The organism is Pseudomonas sp. S04 (genome assembly GCF_009834545.1).
Classification (GTDB): Bacteria; Pseudomonadota; Gammaproteobacteria; order Pseudomonadales; family Pseudomonadaceae; genus Aquipseudomonas.
The window spans coordinates 2,529,325-2,546,352 of sequence record NZ_CP019427.1; the positions used below are offsets into that span (position 1 = coordinate 2,529,325).

A 17,028-nucleotide genomic window follows, 5' to 3' on the forward strand; every position below is an offset into this window, starting at 1 on the left:
AGTGGAACCGCATTGGAAGACATTCCAATCACAACACCGGGCTAGACTCGTCATACCGTGGCGCCAGCCCTGGGTCAGGTGGTTCGCAGCGCAACTCGATCAGCAGATCTTGCGAGGCAACGAAGCACTTGGCTGACGCATGAGGCTTGAGTCATGGATAAGTCTGTCGGTGTGTGTCGCTGGCTGTTGATGCTGGGGCTGGTTGCTTTCGGTGTGATCATTGGCGTGGTTTTGTTTCCACTTACCGCCGAATCTTCCCCGGTACAGGCTCAGGCTTGTACCGCGCCGGCCTATGAAAAGGGCAAGGTCTATCAACAGGGGGACCAGGTCCAGCATAAAGACCAGCAATTCGAGTGCTGGAAAGATGAGGACGGTCCGCCGCTGGGGATAGGCAGTTGGGCGTGGTGCCAAGTACCTGCCTATGAGCCGTTGCTCCAGGGCGGTCCTTGGAAAGATGCCTGGAAAGAACTCGGTGAGTGCGGTGGTTTCGCAGGCAATCGCCTTACCCTGAGTTTCGCCACCTTGAGTGGCAAGGCCCCCTTGAAACCGGCAGTGCCCGGTGTCGTGCGAGCCGATGAGGTGCTGACCGGGGTCTTGCGCTGCAAGGCCGAAGAAATTCCGATCAGCGTCAAGGCCAGCGACACCCTCCACCTCGATAATTTGAAAGCCTGCGACTATCAACTGGTGATGAATTCCGCTGGCGGTTTTGTCCCGTTGAACACCCCGCGCATTATCTCGTTCAAGCAAGCAGAGGGAGACGAACAAGCGGTGACGGTGAAATACCGGCCACCGGTGGAGGTCGCCAAGCTCAGCGGCCTGCCTGGAATCAAGATCGAACTGTTCGCCCAGGGCCTGATCCAGCCTCGGCAAATGGCCATGGGCAAGAATGTGTTGTATGTGGGTTCCAGCGCCATTCCTTCGTATATCTATGAAGGCAAGATTGCCAACATGATTTATGCGTTGCCATTGGACGCTGCGGGTAAACCGACGGCCATCCATGTGCTCGCCAGCGGTCTGGAAGAGCCTCACGGCGTGGCCTGGCGCGACGGTGACCTGTATTACTCGACCACGGGCGGGCTGTATCGCTTGCGCGATGCCGATAACCATTACAAGGACCCCAAGCCGGAGCGGGTCTTCAATTTCCCGGCCGACGACAAGCTGTTTCCCCTGCCGCCCCTGGCCTCCGGTTCCAACACCCGGATCTGGCACATGAAGCATCCCTTGCGCTTCAACCCGCTGGACCCGACGGACAAGTGGCTGTACACGGCGGTCGGTATTCCCTGCAACCTGTGCATGATTCCCGCCGATCAGCGCTACGGGACGCTGTTGCGTTATTCACTGGAGACCGGTGAATCACAAGTTCTGGCCAAGGGCGTGCGCAACTCCGTAGGCTTCGACTGGAACCCGCAAAACGCCAGCCTGTGGTTCAGCGACAACAATCGCCAGGGTTTCCCCAACCCCGATGAGATCAACTGGATCAGTGGCCCCGGCCTGCATTTTGGGGTGCCGTACCGGTTTGGCAAGGGCACACCCGGGTTCACCCAGGAGGAGTACCAGAACCCAGGTGTGATCCAGCCGCCATTGGTGCCTGGCGCTATTGTCTCGGACAAATCCCCGGCCCAGGTCAATCCGGCGGACTATGTGCCCGCTGCGTTCGAGTTGGGAACCAACACCGCACCGCTTGGGGTCAAGTTCTGGCGGGGCTATCCCACCACCAGTGGAAGCCAGCGTTTGCTGGTGGCCGTGCACGGTGCCGGTTCTGCGGCAAGTCCAGGGATGGATGTGCAGATGCTGACGATCCAGGGCGGTACGCGGGTGGTCAATCAGATCCCTTTGATCAACGGATTTGTCCAGGACCCCGATCGTTTCGATGTGTACTGCCTGGATAACTCGTGTATTGGTCGGCCCGCGGAATTCCTTGAGTTGGCCGATGGCAGCCTGCTGATCAGCGACGACGTCGCCGGGGTGATTTATCGCGTGCGCTACGATGCCAGCGAGTTGCCGGCCACGCAGTTGGCGTTACGGCCCATGCTGCCTCCAGCGGGTTACGAAAAGAAAATGATCAGTGGCTTCCTGACTGCCCCCGACGGCAATCGTCGGTTGGTTCAGGTGTCGTGGAATCCCGAGGACAGTGACGCCGGATTGGTCCTCAACGGACTGCCCTATGGCGACTATCAGCTCAGGCTCAATGATGTAGAAGACTGGATTCCCCAGGTTCGCAACACGACCGTCACCCTGTCTGCCACCAACAAGGCCCAGACCATCAGCCTGCGCTACCGTGAGCGGCCGATAAAGCTTGAGGTCAAGGTGACGATCAAGGCACCGGGCAAACCGGCGTCAGTGACCGATGCGCAGTGGCATTTCAGCCTGGTCAACGAAGCGCAGAGCGGTGCCGAGCCGCAGGTGATCCAGGTGCCCTGGGGCGCCAGCACCACGCAGATCCTGGACTACGGCAAGTACAAGGTCATCTACCCGTTTTACGCGAAGGCCAAGCCTGAGCCGGAACTGGAGCAGGTGGTGATAGATGAGTCCAGCGAGGACGGGCAATTGCCAGCGGTCGCGTACCGTCCTGTCGAGAACCTGGGGGAGACGGTGCTGGCCCAGGCCTGTACCAAATGTCACGCGGTCGAGTATTTCGACAGCTTGCGCATGGCCCTGGCCTGGAGTGTGGCGGGGCAGGACGCGCTGGTCAAACAGATAAAAAGCATGCCGGTGTCCGGGCATTGCGACACCACGTGTGCCAGCGAAATCAGCAAGCACCTGATTAATGTGGTGTGGAAGCCTTACCTGGATCCGTCCGAATCCCATGGGGTGCGGCAGCTGCGCTTGCTGACCCCGGATGAATACGCCGCCAGCGTCAGGGACATCCTGGCAGTCGAGATCAATCCCGAGAAGCTACCGGCCGACAAGTCGGAGAAAGACTTCAAGTACCCCGGTGAGGCGGACAAGGGTATTGCGCAGGCAGAGGACGTCAAGCAGTTTTATGACATGGCGCTGTGGGTGGCCGACAAGGTTGCGCCGTCGCGCTTGAGCGTCCTGGCGCAATCGAAGCTAGGGTCGGATCTGGTGACATCGCTGGGGTATCAGCTGTTTCGCCGTCCAGTCAGTGATGCCGAGCGTCTGCGCTACCAGGCATTGTTCGACGAACAAGGTGCGACTGGACTGATCGCCGCGCTGCTGCTGTCGCCCCATTTCCTCTATCGCTCCGAGTTGGGGTTGGCGACGGAAGAGGGGGGCAGTGTGTTCAAGCTGACACCGTTCGAGTTGGCGACGGCGCTGTCCTATGGATTCCTGGGCACCACCCCGGACGCCGAACTGTTGGCCAAGGCCCAGCGCAACGAACTGCAAACTGCGCAACAGATCTCGGCAGAGATCGAGCGCATGATGCGCACGGACAAGGGCATCGAGCAGTTCAACCGGTTTGTCAGCTACTACGCCAAGACCATCCGCGGTGTCCAGGAAAAGCCGGGACTGAGTGCGCAAATGATCCAGCTCATGGCGCAGGAACAGTACCTGTTGAGCCGCAACCTGATGTTGAACGAAGGCACTTTCGAGGAGTTGTTCAATCCACGCTACACCTACCTCAACCAGGCCCTGGCCGCGCACTACGGGATCGATGGGGTTTCTGGCAGCACCTTGCAAAAGGTCGCGGTCGACGATAAACGCGGTGGGCTGCTGCATCTGGGGCTGACTCAGGCCGCTACCTCGGACTACCAGGCCACCTCATTGGTCAAGCGCGGCATCATGATCCGCGAGCAGATGTTTTGCCGCGATTTTGGTGCACCGGTGGAGGCGGACCCTACGCCACCTGCCTACCCGGCGCGGGCGATTACCACCCGCGAGCACTGGGACGCGTCCAACGGCGAGCAGGCGTCAGAGGGGCGTTGCTGGCGGTGTCATCAATACATGAACGACACCGGGTCCTCGATGGAGCACTACGACGCGGCGGGGCGCTATCGCCTCGAGGAAAAAGCCTACAACTTCAATCAGTACCCACAGATGGTGGCAATCAAGGCTTCCGGTCCATTCCTCATGGCGACTGGCACCGAGCCGATCAATGACGTACGCGATATCGCCAAAATCATTCCGCGCAACCCGGCATCGCAGTTCTGCATGGCCGACAGTTACTTCCGGTTTGTCTTCGGCAATAAATCCGATGTGTCGACGTCAGGAACCGTCAAGGCAGTGGCCGATGGATTGAAAACTTCGGGCTCGCTGGCCGACATACTGAAAACCTTGGGCACTTCCAAAGCGTTCACCTACAAGACTGAGAGGAACTGAGCATGGGCATCCTGAAGAGTCGTCGGCGTTTTCTCGCGGGCCTGGCTGCAGCGAGTGTCTATGGTCCGTTGACTCAGTTTGGCCTGGCGCGCATGGCGTTGGCGGGGCAAAGCCAGCAGGCCAAGTTGAAGATTGTGTTTGTGGTCGTGCCCGATGGCCTGGCGGTGGATTCCTATACCGGGGGCGGTTTTGGCGATGGTCGCGGATTGTGGCATCCACAGGTGCAAAGCAGTGATACCACGGCATTTACCTTGAATGAGGTGAGTGCCGAGCTGGCAGCCTATCGCAACCAATCACTCTACTTGCGTGGACTTATCCTGGGGCCGGAAGCCGCTAACGTAGGTCATCTGGGCTGGAAATTTGTGTTGCGCGACAGTGCGGGGAGCCAATCATCCATCGACATACTGCTGGGTCAGGCGCTGCCGGGCACCGAGCCGTCTCACCGCAGTCTGTTTGCCGGTCCCCATGCCGGCGTCGATGGTACGCCCTGGTTCGTGTCCTATCAGGGCGATGCGATCCGCACACCGTACCGCGATCCGGTGCTCATGGCGCAGGCGTTGTTCAAGGAATCTGCTCTTGCTTCATCGAGTCGGCAGCCTGGCGGCAGTACTCTATTGCAGACCTCCCTGGCGGATATCCAGGAAATCAAAGGCAAGCTATCCGGCGCTGAGCGGCAGAAACTCGATACCCATCTGGATTCAGTGGAACAGGTGATCAAGGACCTCGACCTGAGCCAGCCACCGATTGGCGAATGCAAGCCATTGACCGTGGAACCGCTGGATTACCGTTCGGCAAAGGACCGCACCCGAATTCAGGCCAACCATCACCAGGTAGTGGCAACGGCCTTGAGTTGCGGGATCACTCGGGTGGCGACGATTCAGATCGGCCGTTCGGCGGAGTCGCTGAACATCCTCGACGTCAGCCCGGGCAACAATCCCCACGAGTGTGCCCACCGACTTCACCAGAAGGAGTTGTGGAAGGGAACACGTCAATGGTATGTCCAGCGGGTCAAATTCCTGATGGATGAATTGGCCCGCTATCAGGACCCCCATGTGCCAGGCGACAGTCTGCTCGACCATACACTCGTGGTGCTGACCAGTGAAATGGCGGACGGCGCGCCGGAGCACATGATCGACATGCCGCTGCTGTTGATGGGCGGGGCGAGTGGATTGCTTAAAAGTGGTGATGGCGCCGGACGCTATCTTGATGTGACGTCGCAGGCCGATCGCAAGCACCACACGGGCAATCCGGTTATCGGTCAATACATGGTCGATATGCAACGCATATGGGCAACCATCGCCAAGGCCGCCGGAACCACTGTGCCTTATGGTGGGAACATCGAGCCGGTCAGCGGGATTTTCAGCAATGTGTGAAGGAGCGTTCGGCGGTTTTGAGGTTGCCGAGCAATTGGAAGTAGTATCTGGACGCCCTCTACTCGGACAGCCACGGCGGCTACCTGGTGCGGCGCGACGTGCTGGAGCAACTGCAGAAGTCGTGGGCACCTTAACGGACGCACCGACACCAGCGTGGACCTGACCTTCGCCGTTGCCGATGGGCTAATGCGCTATCGCATCGGGGCGCAGAAGGCCAACAACCCGATCACCCAGCGCAGCTTCGAAGGGTTCGCCTTGCCCAGGACACTGCTCGAAGCACGACGGGCAAACAAACCTGCAGGTGCGAGCTTGCTCGCCAAGCCCGCAAAAACGCCGGGTTGAGACCCTGAATGCACGTGTCATCGTTGACGACCATCGCGGGCAAGCCGCAAGCGGGCGCCCGCTCCCACACTGATTTTGGCTGTTCACAGATTCTGTATACACCACATCAAACCTGTGGGAGCGTGCTCGCCCGCGATGGCGGTGTGTCAGGCAGCATCGATGTTGACTGTGCTGGCCTCATCGCGACATAGGTATCTACACAACTGTGGTGCGACGTTGTACCTCTGGGCCGGGCGGGGTGTTGGATTAGACCGGGCACATATCCATTTCTTCGGTAACGGCCTCCTATGGTTCCGCCTGACGGCGGCTTACTTTTGAACAGCCGGAATGCCGGCCCAGGCAAAAGTAAGCAAAACGCTTTTATCCCACCACTCGGTGCCTCGCTTAGGCTCGGCATGCCCGTACTCCGACATTGATTTGGGGGGCCGCCGCAATGGGCCCTCCCTGGCCCAGTGCGGCTAAACCGGCGTCCTGCCGGTTTACCCCCCAAATCAATATCGGATTCCGGCCAGCGTGGTTAACGGGGCGCCCAGGATCAAAAACAAAGCGAGGCGGCCTAAAAGCCGACCTGATCGTTAGGGCATGCGCGGTGTAGCTTCTACTTCCTAAGACGCTGACGAAGTCAGCCATCTTTTGATCTGGCTCTGGCTCTGGCTCTGGCTCTGGCTCTGGCTCTGGCTCTGGCTCTGGCTCTGGCTCTGGCTCTGGCTTTTGATCCTGGGCGCCCCGTTAACCACGCTGGCCGAACGCAGGCTTGAATTCGTGGGTAACCCGGCAGGACGCCGGGTTAGCCGCCCCGCGCCATGGATGGCGCGTGGCGGCGGCCCACGGATTCAAGCCGGAGTGAGGGCACACCGAGCCCAAGCGAGGTGCCAAGTGGTGGGGAAAGAGCCTTTTGCTTACTTTTGGGCTGTTCAAAAGTGAGCCGCCGTCAGGCGGAACCATAGGAGGCCGTTACCGAAAAAATGGATATGTACTCGACCTAATCCAACACCCCGGTCGGCCCAGAGGCCGCCACAAAGTTGTGTAGATACCTATGCTCATCGCGAGCAAGCCGCAAGCGGGCACCCGCTCCTACAGAATTTGTGCAGGGTGCACGCTGGACCTTTGGCTGGATATGCCCACAAAACCAGGATCAAAAGATTGCATATCGCGCTCAATGCCCCACCAACTCCTCCAGCAGTTGCTCTTTGTAGCCCTGCAATACGGGCGAACTCCGGTCCCGGGGGTGGGGCAGGTTGACCTGGATCTGATGCTTGATCCGCCCCGGGTGGGCGTCCATGACGATCACCCGGTCGCCCAGGTACAGGGCCTCTTCGATGTCGTGGGTGACCATGATCACTGTGCAGCGTTGCTGCACCCAGATGCGCTGCAGTTCGTGTTGCAGGCGGACCCGGGTCAGGGCGTCGAGGGCGCCCAGGGGTTCGTCGAGCAGCAGCACCTTGGGGCGGTTGATCAGGGCGCGGGCGATGGCGGCCCGCTGGGCCATGCCACCAGACAGCTGGTGCGGGTAGGCGTTCTCGAATCCCTCGAGGTTGACCAGGGCGATGTGCTCGGCCACCAGGCGATCCTTTTCGACCTGGGACAGTGGGTGGTTTTTCAGGGCCAGGGCGATGTTCTTGCTCAGGGTCATCCAGGGAAACAGGCGGTGGTCCTGGAACACGATGCCGCGTTCCAGGCTGGTGCCGACCACGGGCTTGCCATCGAGCAGGATATCGCCCTGGTAGTCGCCCTCCAGGCCCACGATCAGCCGCAGCAGGGTCGACTTGCCGCAGCCGCTGGCGCCGACGATGCTGATGAATTCGCCAGGGCGGACCTTGAGGTTGATGTTGTCCAGTACGGGCAGCGGTTGGCCTTCGATCCGATAGGCCTTGCTCAGGCCGCGGACTTCCAGGGCGCCGCAGGGCAGTGTGGTGCTGTGGGGCAGAGCGTGATGGGCAATGGCGTTCATGGGGTGGCCTTTCAACGAATGTTGCGCCAGCGCAGCAGGTGGCGACTCAGAAGGGTAAACAGCAGGGTCATCAGGTAACCGCACAGACCGATGCACAGCACGCTCAGGACGATGATCTCCATGCGCGCGCCGGCTTCGGCGTTCATCATCAGGTTGCCGAGGCCGGCCCCGGACGACAAAAACAGTTCGCTGCCCACGGCGGTGACCCAGGCAAACGCCAGGGCGTGCAGCACGCCGGTGGCCAGGCTCGGCAGCGCCGCCGGCAGCAGCACATGGCAGAACTGTTGCCAGCGGCTGAGCACCAGCACCTGGCCGACTTCGCGGTAGCGTCCCTCGACGTGCGTGAAACCTTGATAGGTGTTGAGCACCATCGGGTAGAACGCCGCGAGCGTGACGATCAACACCTTGGAGAACTCGCCGTTGCCGAACCACATGGCAATCAGCGGGATCCAGCCGAGCATCGGCACCTGGCGAATCGAATGAAACAGCGGGCCGATCAATCGGTTGGCCACGCTCGACAGCGCCATCAGCACCCCCAGCGCGACCCCAAAGACGATACCCAGGGCCAGGCCGGTGCTGGTGCGCGCCAGGCTGGCCAGCAGGTTGACCAGCAACTCGCCATTGCCGAGCAGCTCGAGCAAGGCCTGGCCGATGGTCGACAGCGGCACGAAGGCATAGGCCCCGGCGGCATCCTGGCGCGACAGGTATTCCCAGCCGCCGATCAGTAACAGCGGCAGCAACAGGCCGCGGGATTTTCCGAGTAAAGGGGGCATGGCAGGCTCCTAGCGGGTTTGCCAGCGGAACAGGCGCTGTTCGAGTTGACGAAAGGAAAAGTCCAGGGCAAAGCCGATCACCCCGGTGACCACCACACCGACCATCACCACGTCGATGCGCAGCATCTGCCGGCTCATCTCGATCATCTGTCCCAGGCCGCTGTCGGCGGCGAGCAACTCGGTGGCCACCAGCACCACCCAGGCCCGGGTCAGGCTGATGCGAAAGCCGGTGATGATCGGTGGCGCAGCGGCAGGCAGGGCGATCTCGCGGACCAGGGTCGGCCAACGCAGGCGATACACGTCGGCGACTTCGAAATAGCTGCGCGGGATGGCCTTGACCCCCTCGCTGGCGGCCAGCGCCACCGGGAAGAACGCGGTCTTGGCGACAATGATGATCTTGAAGGTTTCATCGATGCCGAACAGCAACACGAACATCGGAATCAAGGCGATGCTGGGGATCTGCCGCAAGGTGTGGAACAGCGGCGCGCAGTAGATCTCGACCTGCCTGGACAGGGCCATCAGCACCCCGAAGGCCAGGCCGCACAGCGAGCCAATGGCAAACCCCAGCCCCAGGCGGGACAGGCTATTGCCCAGATGCTCCAGCAGCTCGCCGCTGGCCAAGAGTTCGGCGAAGGCTTGCACCACCTGGGCGGGTGGCACTAGCAGGTTACGTGGAAAAATCCCGGCCTCGGCCACCCCGGCCCAGAGCACCAGCAGGGCCAGGGGCGAGATAAGCCAGGTGAGAGCGGTCAGCAAGGAGTGTGGGCGCATGGCGGGTCTTATTTCGGCGAAGTACCCGAGGGCTATCGCAAGAGCTGTGCCATGTCCTCGTTGCAACCCCGCCGCCCCCCCTGTAGGAGCGAGCTTGCTCGCGATGGACGTCAACGATAACGCGCGCACCCAGGATGAACGCACTGTTCTTGAGCCCATCGCGGACAAGCCGCAATCCGCAAGCGGACACCGCAAGCAGGCGCCGCAATCGGGCGCCGCAAGCAGACACCTGCTCCTACAGACGCACCCGTTGCTGCCAGGGCAACACCCCGACAGCAGTGGCGGTCAGAACTCGTAGCTGACGCTGGTGTAGTAGAACGCGCCCTGGGCACCTTCAGGGCTGGTGATCGAGTACTTCGGCACGCCGTACAGCTGCGTACCATCGGCCTCGTCCGGGTGGGTGTCGAACAGGTTGATCGCGCCCACCGAGACTTTCAGCGCCTTGTCGAAGGTGTACGACAGGTCGAGGTCGGTGACCCACTGCGAGCTGTAGGTCTGGTCCAGGTCCGGGTTGCTCGCGTTCAGGCTCTTCCATTCGCCGTAGCGGCGCTGGGCAATGGTCACGCCCCAGTTGGCGTACAGCCAGTTGGCGCTGAGCACCAGCTTGTTCTCGGGAGTGCCTTCCTCGATCAGGCCCTGGGTCGCCCGGCCGACAATTTGCTCACCCTTGATGTTGCCAACGTCCCGCAGCTGGGTAACGTCCGTATGGTTCTTGCTGAAACCGCTGCTCAGGTTCAGCCGGCCCCATTGCGCCAGGTCGAACTGATAGTTGCCGGTCAGCTCGATGCCGTCGGTGCGAGTGTCGGCCACGTTGCTGTAGAACGCCGCGCTCTGGATATTGGCGTAAGGGGTACCGGCGAAGATCGGCGACACCACCGAGGCCGGTAACTGGTCGGAGAGGGTGATGCGGTTGTCGATGTTGATCCGGTACGCATCGATGGTCACCGATGCGTTGGGCAGCGGCCGCCATACCAGGCCCAGGGAGTAGTTGGTGGACTCTTCCGGTTTCAGCGAAGTACCGCCCAGCAGCGCCGCTTCCGGGCTGTTGGCGCGCAGGGTACGTTGCTGGACCTCGACATAGTTACCGCTGCCCGGCGGCTGTTCGACCACCTGTACGCTGAACGAGGACAGGCCGCTCTGCACCAGCGACGGTGCGCGGTAACCGGTGCTGGCGGTGGCCCGCGCGGCGATCTCTGGGGTGAAGTCGTAACGCAGCGACAACTTGCCGTTGGTGGTGTCGCCAAAGTCCGAATAGTGCTCGCTACGCAGCGCCACCCCGGCCTGGAATTGCTCGGTGAGCTGGGCTTCGACATCGACATAGGCACCCAGTACCCGGCGGTCCAGGGACGCCGCGTCGACCTGGGTGATGCCCGAGTAATACCCGGGAATCCGCCGGCTGGTGAAGGGGTCGACGGTGTTGAACAACGGCCCGTTCTGCCAACCGGCCGCTTCCCCGGCGCTCAGCTCGTAGTTCTCCTGGCGCCAGGCCAGGCCCGCCGACAGGGTCAGGGGCTTGAACAGCAGGTCGGTGGGAAAGTCGCGCACCCAGTCCAGGGTGGCGTTGGTCTGGTCGACCTGGCGCTTGCCGGTGTAGATGTTCTGCGGACTACCGGCGCCCCAGCTCGGGTTGATCGCATTGCGGTCGTCGGAGGTGAGGCGGTTGTCGCCGTAATTCAGTGCCAGGTCGAACTTGCCCAGTTGCTCGTCGTCCAGGCGCAGGCCACCGGTCACGGCATAGTCTTCCAGAGAGTAGCGGGTGACCGGCAAGCGACCATCGGGGAAGCGCTGCAAAGCGTTGCTCCCGTAATTGTTGCGCAAGGTCGTGGGCGGGTCGAAGAAGCCCTCGGCATCGGTGTTCTTGTGCGAGTAGGTGGCGAAGCCGTAGGCGGTCAAGCCTTCGCCGACCCCGATTTCGCTGTTGGCGACCAGGTTGTACTGGTCCGAGACGTTGCCCGAGCCCCAGCGCCAAGTGCGGTAGCGGTTGTTCTGTTCCTTGGCGGTGTTGATGCTGGTGGAACCGGGGTAGAAGATCCGGTTGTCTGGGTTGGTGTCGCTGGCCGGGTCCTGGCTGCCGGCGTCGAAACTCAGGGTCAGGAAGCCGTCGTTGGGCAGGGTAAAGCCTTTCCAGCCGCCCAGTTTGCGCTGGATGCCGTCACCCTTGTCGTAGCCACCGAAGCGGTAGCCGAGGTTGCCGCCGTCATCCTTCTCCTTGAGCACGATGTTGATCACCCCGGCGATGGCGTCGGAGCCGTACTGGGCCGCCGCGCCGTCACGCAGGATCTCCACGCGCTGGATCGCACCCAACGGAATCAGGCTGAGGTCGACCGCCGCCGCCCCCCGGCCGTTGACCAGGCCCTGGCGGGTGACGTTGGCGCTGGTGTGCCGGCGTTTGCCGTTGACCAGCACCAGCACCTGGTCGGAGGCCAGCCCGCGCAACGACGCGCCCTGGGCAATGGAGCCGGAGAACGCGCCCTGGGGCGATTGCGGGTAACTGAAGGACGGCGACAGTGCCGTCAGTGCGCCGGACAGGTCGCTGGCGCCGGTGTCCTGCAATTGCTCGCTGGACAGCACGTCCACCGGGGCGGCGCTTTGCAGGGCGGTGACGTCGCTGCGCCGAGTGCCGAGCACGACCACGGTGTCCAGGTGATCGTTGCTGGCACCGGTCGGGGCCGGGCGGGTTTCGGCGGACATGACAGGCAGGGCAAGGCTGCCAATGACCAGCGCCACGGCGCTGGCCAACGGGTTGTGGTGGAACATGGGCGGATTCCTTTCTAGGGCAAGAGGATCAACCGGTAGGAGCGAGCACCCGCTCCTACAGGTGGTGGGTCAGAATCGGCTGGTGACGCTCAGGCCCACCGTGCGGGGGTCGCCGTAGGTGATCACGTATTGGCCGAGGGTGCCGTTGGGCCGTCCGTGGACTTGGTAGCGGCGGTCGGTGAGGTTGTTGACGAAGCCGGTGACGCTGAGTTTTTCATCCGGGCTGAACCAGGTCAGGCGGCTGTTGGCCAAGGTGTAGTGCGCCTGGCTCAGGGTCTTGTCGGCGCTGCTCTGGCGGTCGGCGAGGAAGTATTCCTTGTCGCGGAAACTCACGTCGCCACCGGCCACCAGCTTGCCGCCGATCTCCAGTGGGAAGGTGTAGTCGCCGCCCAGCGAAACTACGTTGCGCGGCGAGCGCACGAAGCTGTTGCCGCTGTAGTCGCCGGTGACCGCACCCGTATTGGGGTTGGTGTTCTTGAAGTCGGTGTACTCGGTGTCGAGGAACGAGATCGCCGCCCGCAGGTGCAGGTACTCGGTGGGCTGGCCTTCGAGTTCCAGCTCGGCACCCTTGACCTTGCCCGCGGCGCCGTTGGTCAAGGCGGTGGTCAGCACGCCGTTGTTGACCGTCAGCAGGTTGACCTGAATATCCGAGTAGTCGTAGTAGAAAATGTTCGCGTTGGCCGTCAGGCGACGGTCGAACCACTCGGATTTGAGGCCGATTTCATAGGCGTCGAGTTGTTCCGGATCGACCGTGGTCAACTGCGCCAGGCTGGTCGACAAGCCGGTGTTGAAGCCGCCGGAACGGAAGCCGTGGGCGTAGCGGAAGAACACCCGCAGGTTGTCGTTGATCCGGTACTCCGGGGTCAGGTCGTAGGTCCAGGCTTCCCAGGTATTGGCTTCCTGGCGGTTGCCGTTGGTGCCGACGCCGCTCAGTGGAATCAGCGGGCCGTTGGCGCTGGCGCGGGTCAGTTGGGTCAGGTCGAGGTCGATGTCTTTCTTTTCCTGGGTGTAGCGCAGACCGCCGGTGACAGTGAAATTGTCGGTGAAGTCATAGGTCAGGTTGCCGAACAGGGCGTAGCTGTCGGTCTTGTGGTCGTAGTTGAGGTCACGCAGGTCAGTGACCCCGCCAATCTGGTTGGAGCCACTGCCATTGGGCGTCGGGCCCGGGGTAATAAAGCGCGTGGCCGAGCTGTCGAGGGTCTCGTGGAAGTAGTGGGCGCCGGCCAGCCAGCGCAGGGTTTCCTGCTGGGGCGAGGCCAGGCGCAGTTCCTGGGAGTACTGGCTGTACTTGTTGTCGGCCGTGGCGGCGCCGTTGACTTCGTATGGCGTGTAGTCGGCATCGCTGGTGGACTGGCCGCGGATGTAGTCGTAGGCGGTGATCGAGGTCAGGGTGTAGTCGCCCAGGTTCCAGTTGAAGGTCAGCGAGGTGCCGTCATGGTCGAGCTTGGCATCTTCATTGACGTTGAGTTCGATGTCGCGGCCGTTCGGGCGCTGGTAGCCGACGTTGTAGTAACGTCCCACCGGCAGCGAGCCGTTGCTGCCGTCGCCATTGTGCTGGCGGGCGTGGACCTTGAGCAGGGCTTCGAGGTCAGGGTTCAACTGGGCAAGGAACTGCACGCGCACGGCTTTCTTGTTGACGTCACCGTAGGTGTGGCCGTCGGTGAGGTTCTCGGCGAACCCGTCGCGCTCCTCGGAGTACAGAGCCACCCGCGCGGCGAGTTTTTCATCCACCAGCACACCACCCAGGGCGCCGCTGACGATGCGTTCATCCTTGCTGCCGACACCTAGCGTGCCGTAGCCGTTGGTCTGGGCATCGAGGCTCGGTTTTTGCGAGATGATGTTGACCGCGCCCGCCGTGGTGTTCTTGCCGTACAGGGTGCCCTGGGGCCCGCGCAGAATCTCGATGCGCTCCAGGTCATACAGCGGGCCGCCACCGGCAATGGGTGCGTTGAGGTAGACGTCGTCGGAGTAGATCCCCACCGGGTACACGGTGGCAGCGCCGGTATCGCCAGTGCCCAGGCCGCGGATGTACCAGCGGGGACGGCCGTCGCCGTCAGGGTTCTTCGCCGAGGCGTTGGGCACGAAGGTGGTGATGTCGCCCATCGACCGCACGCCGTCGGCCGTGATGCTGGTGCCCTGGATCGCCGACACCGCCACCGGGATCTCCTGCAGGGTTTCTTCCTTGTGCTGGGCGGTGACGGTCACGGTTTTCAGCGCCGGCTCGGTGCTGGTCTTGCCGGCGTCGCTTTCTGTTGTCTCGGCTGCCAGCAATCCCTCGCTGACGGCCCCCCCGGCCAGCAGCAAGGTGAGCCAGATACTCTTGGTGATTGGATTAAGCTTATGCATGTTGGTACTCCCCCGATAAAGTTTCACTAACAGGGGTAGAGCAGAGATCGTGCCAACAGCTTTGAGGGCTGTGCTGGTGGTTACTTACTTTTGCTAAGTAGCTGATTGATAAAGGATAAAATTGGTATTTTGTTTGTTGTTAAAGCCTCGAAAAGTTCGGGTAAAAGTTGCCGGGAAATCCCCTGTCGATTATTCAGCATGGGTTGCTGTGAGGCTGCTGCTGTAGCAACACAACTGCCAACCGTTGTGTTGCTACAGGGTCATCAGACCGCGACTCTCGAGGTCGAGCCAATTACCGTTTCCAGCACGCTGAAGTCGATCCACTCGCGTACATCGAACCGCCGTGGAATGAAGTCCCAGCGGTGCAGGAAATCGGTGAAGTCCTGCAGGGCGGTAATCGAGCGGCTGTCCAGAGTGGTGCGCAAACGCCGGTGTGCGTCTTCGCCATAGGCGGCGGCCACCCAGTACTCGCTGGTGTTAAGCTCGCGGGCGAGAAAGCGCCGGGTTTCATCCGGGTTGGCCCACGCCCATTGCTCGGTGCGCAGCACGGTGTCGACGATTTTCACACTGGCATCGAAGTGTTCGTGCAGCAGGTGGGTGTCGACGGTCAGGGTGCGCGGCGTGCCGTTGTTGGAGCGAATCAGTGGGTCGGGGTGCGAGCCGGTATCGACCACCACCTGCAAGCCGAATTCGTTGGCCAGGTGTACGGCGTGGGCGCCCTTGAGGAAAATCGCGTCGATGTCGCCGCGCAGCAGGCCGATCAGCTCGTTATTGCGCTGGCTGAAGCGGCTGGTGCCGAGGCTGACTTCCGAGCCATACACATGTTGCTTCTGATCGTCGCTGTAGGTGCCGCCGTAGGGGTAGTCCACCAGCTCGACATCGCTGACATTCAGGCCCTCCAACTTGAGTGCGTTCTCCAGTCCGCGCAACGCTTGGGCGCGGGTGAAGTCGATCTGCACGTTGGCCCATTTCGGTACGCCGAAGCGGCGGTTCTTCAGGTCGCGAATGCTCTTCACCCCGCTTTCGGCGGTGGTCAGGATCAGTTGCACCTCATCGCTCCAGGACAATCCCAGGACCCGGGTCTGCACTCCACTGGCGTAGGCCCAGATAGCCGGGATATTGCCGCCGTGACGCACCGAGTTTTTCAGGTGATGGTCATAGTGGGCCTCGCGAACTTCCCGCTCGCTGGACTCACGCAATGACTGGATATTGGTGCCGAATGGCTGGAAAGCCTCGGCCAGGCGCCCGGATTGCACCGCAATGCCAAGCCCGGTGGGCACCGGGCTGTGGGTGTACCAGAGGGTATCGAGTGGTTTGCTCATAAAGGGGTCTTCGTTCGAGTCCATGAAACCGATCACCCCGCCGCGCTAGGGTGATCGTGCGGTAGGGTTAGCCGGCGAGGGCGGTCTGCAGGGCTTGTAGCGGACGCGGGTCGATCCATTGGCGCACGTCAAAACTGTTCGGGATAAAGCGCCAGCGGTGCAGGAAGTGAGTGAAGTCCTGCAGGGCGTCGATGGCCTGTTCGTCGAGTGCGGTGTGCAGGCGCTGGTGGGCGTTGTCGCCGTAGGCGGCGCTGACCCAGTACTCGCTGCTGTTGGTTTCCCGCGCCAGGTAGCGGCGGGTTTCATCCGGATGGGTATGAGCCCACTGTTCGGCCCGCAGCACCGCGTCGAGAATGCCGCAAGCCACCTCAAAATGCTGCTCCAGCAGGTGCAGGTCGACCGCCAGGGTGCGTGGCGTGCCGTTGTTGCTGCGGATCAGCGGGTCGGGGTGGGCCCCCGTGTCGATCACCGTGTGCAGGCCGAAGTCGTGGGCGTACTGGGCGGCGCTGGCACCCTTGAGGAAAATCGCGTCGACTTCGCCGCGCAGCAGGCCGATCAGTTCCAGGTTGCGCCCCTCGACCCGTTGCGCCGCTACCGGCGTGCCATTGACGGTATGCACCTGCGGGTCGCTGAAGGTGCCGCCATACACAAAGTTCACCAGTCGCACGTCGCCCACCTGCAGGCCTTCGAGCTTGAGGGCGTTCTCCAGGCCACGCAGGGCCTGTGCCCGGGTGAAATCGATCTGCGCACCGGCCCAGTCCGGCAGGCCGAAGCTGCGGCCCTTGAGGTCCTTGACGGTTTTTATGCCGCTGTCAGGAAGGGTCAGGATCAGTTGCACTTCGTCGGCCCACGACAGGCCGATCACCCGGGTCTCGCGGCCCTGGGCGCGGGCCCAGATCGCCGGGATATTGCCGCCGTGGCGCACCGAATTCTGCAAGCTGTGATCGAAGTGCGACTCGCGCACCGCCTTGTCCGTGGACTCGCGCAGCGATTGCACCCGGGTGCCGAGGGCGCCTACGGTGTCCTGCAACCAGCCTTTTTGCACGGCGATCCCCAACCCCGTGGGGACCGGGCAGCGGGTGTACCAGAGCGTATCGAGTGGATGGGTCATC

Annotated in this window: 10 protein-coding genes; 3 read left to right on the plus strand and 7 right to left on the minus strand. The window is 62.1% G+C overall.

Going from position 1 to position 17,028, the window contains the following annotated elements; genetic code table 11:
* The first annotated feature begins 153 nt into the window (after positions 1 to 153).
* The 3 genes from PspS04_RS11370 to PspS04_RS11380 all read left to right on the plus strand — a co-directional run bounded on the left by PspS04_RS11370 (position 154) and on the right by PspS04_RS11380 (position 5,996).
* Positions 154 to 4,281 carry a DUF1592 domain-containing protein gene (locus tag PspS04_RS11370; protein ID WP_159995280.1) on the plus strand — a complete coding sequence of 1,376 codons (4,128 nt, stop codon included), beginning with the start codon at positions 154 to 156 and terminating at the stop codon, positions 4,279 to 4,281.
* 2 nt (positions 4,282 to 4,283) lie between these two features.
* Positions 4,284 to 5,654 carry a DUF1552 domain-containing protein gene (locus PspS04_RS11375; protein ID WP_159995282.1) on the plus strand — a complete coding sequence of 457 codons (1,371 nt, stop codon included), beginning with the start codon at positions 4,284 to 4,286 and terminating at the stop codon, positions 5,652 to 5,654.
* Between the two features lie 153 nt (positions 5,655 to 5,807).
* The gene (locus PspS04_RS11380) at positions 5,808 to 5,996 is read left to right on the plus strand and encodes a hypothetical protein (protein WP_237234985.1); all 189 of its coding nucleotides are present in this window, start codon (positions 5,808 to 5,810) and stop codon (positions 5,994 to 5,996) included.
* 1,156 nt (positions 5,997 to 7,152) lie between these two features.
* Here the strand turns inward: PspS04_RS11380 and PspS04_RS11385 are convergent.
* From PspS04_RS11385 to PspS04_RS11415, 7 genes are all read right to left on the minus strand, one after another.
* On the minus strand, positions 7,153 to 7,947 hold the full coding sequence (locus tag PspS04_RS11385; RefSeq protein ID WP_095169047.1) for an ABC transporter ATP-binding protein: 795 nt from the start codon (positions 7,945 to 7,947) through the stop codon (positions 7,153 to 7,155).
* A gap of 11 nt (positions 7,948 to 7,958) precedes the next feature.
* Positions 7,959 to 8,720: an ABC transporter permease gene (locus PspS04_RS11390; RefSeq protein WP_159995283.1), complete on the minus strand. Its 762-nt coding sequence runs from the start codon at positions 8,718 to 8,720 to the stop codon at positions 7,959 to 7,961.
* Between the two features lie 9 nt (positions 8,721 to 8,729).
* Positions 8,730 to 9,491 carry an ABC transporter permease gene (locus PspS04_RS11395; protein WP_159995284.1) on the minus strand — a complete coding sequence of 254 codons (762 nt, stop codon included), beginning with the start codon at positions 9,489 to 9,491 and terminating at the stop codon, positions 8,730 to 8,732.
* A gap of 285 nt (positions 9,492 to 9,776) precedes the next feature.
* A complete protein-coding gene (locus PspS04_RS11400) occupies positions 9,777 to 12,248 on the minus strand; it encodes a TonB-dependent receptor plug domain-containing protein (protein WP_159995285.1) in 2,472 nt (823 codons plus the stop codon).
* A 69-nt stretch (positions 12,249 to 12,317) separates the two neighbouring features.
* On the minus strand, positions 12,318 to 14,594 hold the full coding sequence (locus PspS04_RS11405; protein WP_095169051.1) for a TonB-dependent receptor: 2,277 nt from the start codon (positions 14,592 to 14,594) through the stop codon (positions 12,318 to 12,320).
* 263 nt (positions 14,595 to 14,857) lie between these two features.
* A complete protein-coding gene (locus tag PspS04_RS11410; protein WP_095169052.1) occupies positions 14,858 to 15,916 on the minus strand; it encodes an ABC transporter substrate-binding protein in 1,059 nt (352 codons plus the stop codon).
* A gap of 67 nt (positions 15,917 to 15,983) precedes the next feature.
* On the minus strand, positions 15,984 to 17,027 hold the full coding sequence (locus tag PspS04_RS11415; RefSeq protein WP_159995286.1) for an ABC transporter substrate-binding protein: 1,044 nt from the start codon (positions 17,025 to 17,027) through the stop codon (positions 15,984 to 15,986).
* Between the last annotated feature and the right edge of the window lies 1 nt (position 17,028).

Bases quoted from the DNA above. Each gene is read 5' to 3' on its own strand.
- PspS04_RS11400 (WP_159995285.1), bottom strand. From the start codon at position 12,248: ATGTTCCACCACAACCCGTTGGCCAGCGCCGTGGCGCTGGTCATTGGC.
- PspS04_RS11390 (WP_159995283.1), bottom strand. From the start codon at position 8,720: ATGCCCCCTTTACTCGGAAAATCCCGCGGCCTGTTGCTGCCGCTGTTA.
- PspS04_RS11405 (WP_095169051.1), bottom strand. From the start codon at position 14,594: ATGCATAAGCTTAATCCAATCACCAAGAGTATCTGGCTCACCTTGCTG.
- PspS04_RS11410 (WP_095169052.1), bottom strand. From the start codon at position 15,916: ATGAGCAAACCACTCGATACCCTCTGGTACACCCACAGCCCGGTGCCC.
- PspS04_RS11375 (WP_159995282.1), top strand. From the start codon at position 4,284: ATGGGCATCCTGAAGAGTCGTCGGCGTTTTCTCGCGGGCCTGGCTGCA.
- PspS04_RS11370 (WP_159995280.1), top strand. From the start codon at position 154: ATGGATAAGTCTGTCGGTGTGTGTCGCTGGCTGTTGATGCTGGGGCTG.
- PspS04_RS11385 (WP_095169047.1), bottom strand. From the start codon at position 7,947: ATGAACGCCATTGCCCATCACGCTCTGCCCCACAGCACCACACTGCCC.
- PspS04_RS11395 (WP_159995284.1), bottom strand. From the start codon at position 9,491: ATGCGCCCACACTCCTTGCTGACCGCTCTCACCTGGCTTATCTCGCCC.
- PspS04_RS11415 (WP_159995286.1), bottom strand. From the start codon at position 17,027: ATGACCCATCCACTCGATACGCTCTGGTACACCCGCTGCCCGGTCCCC.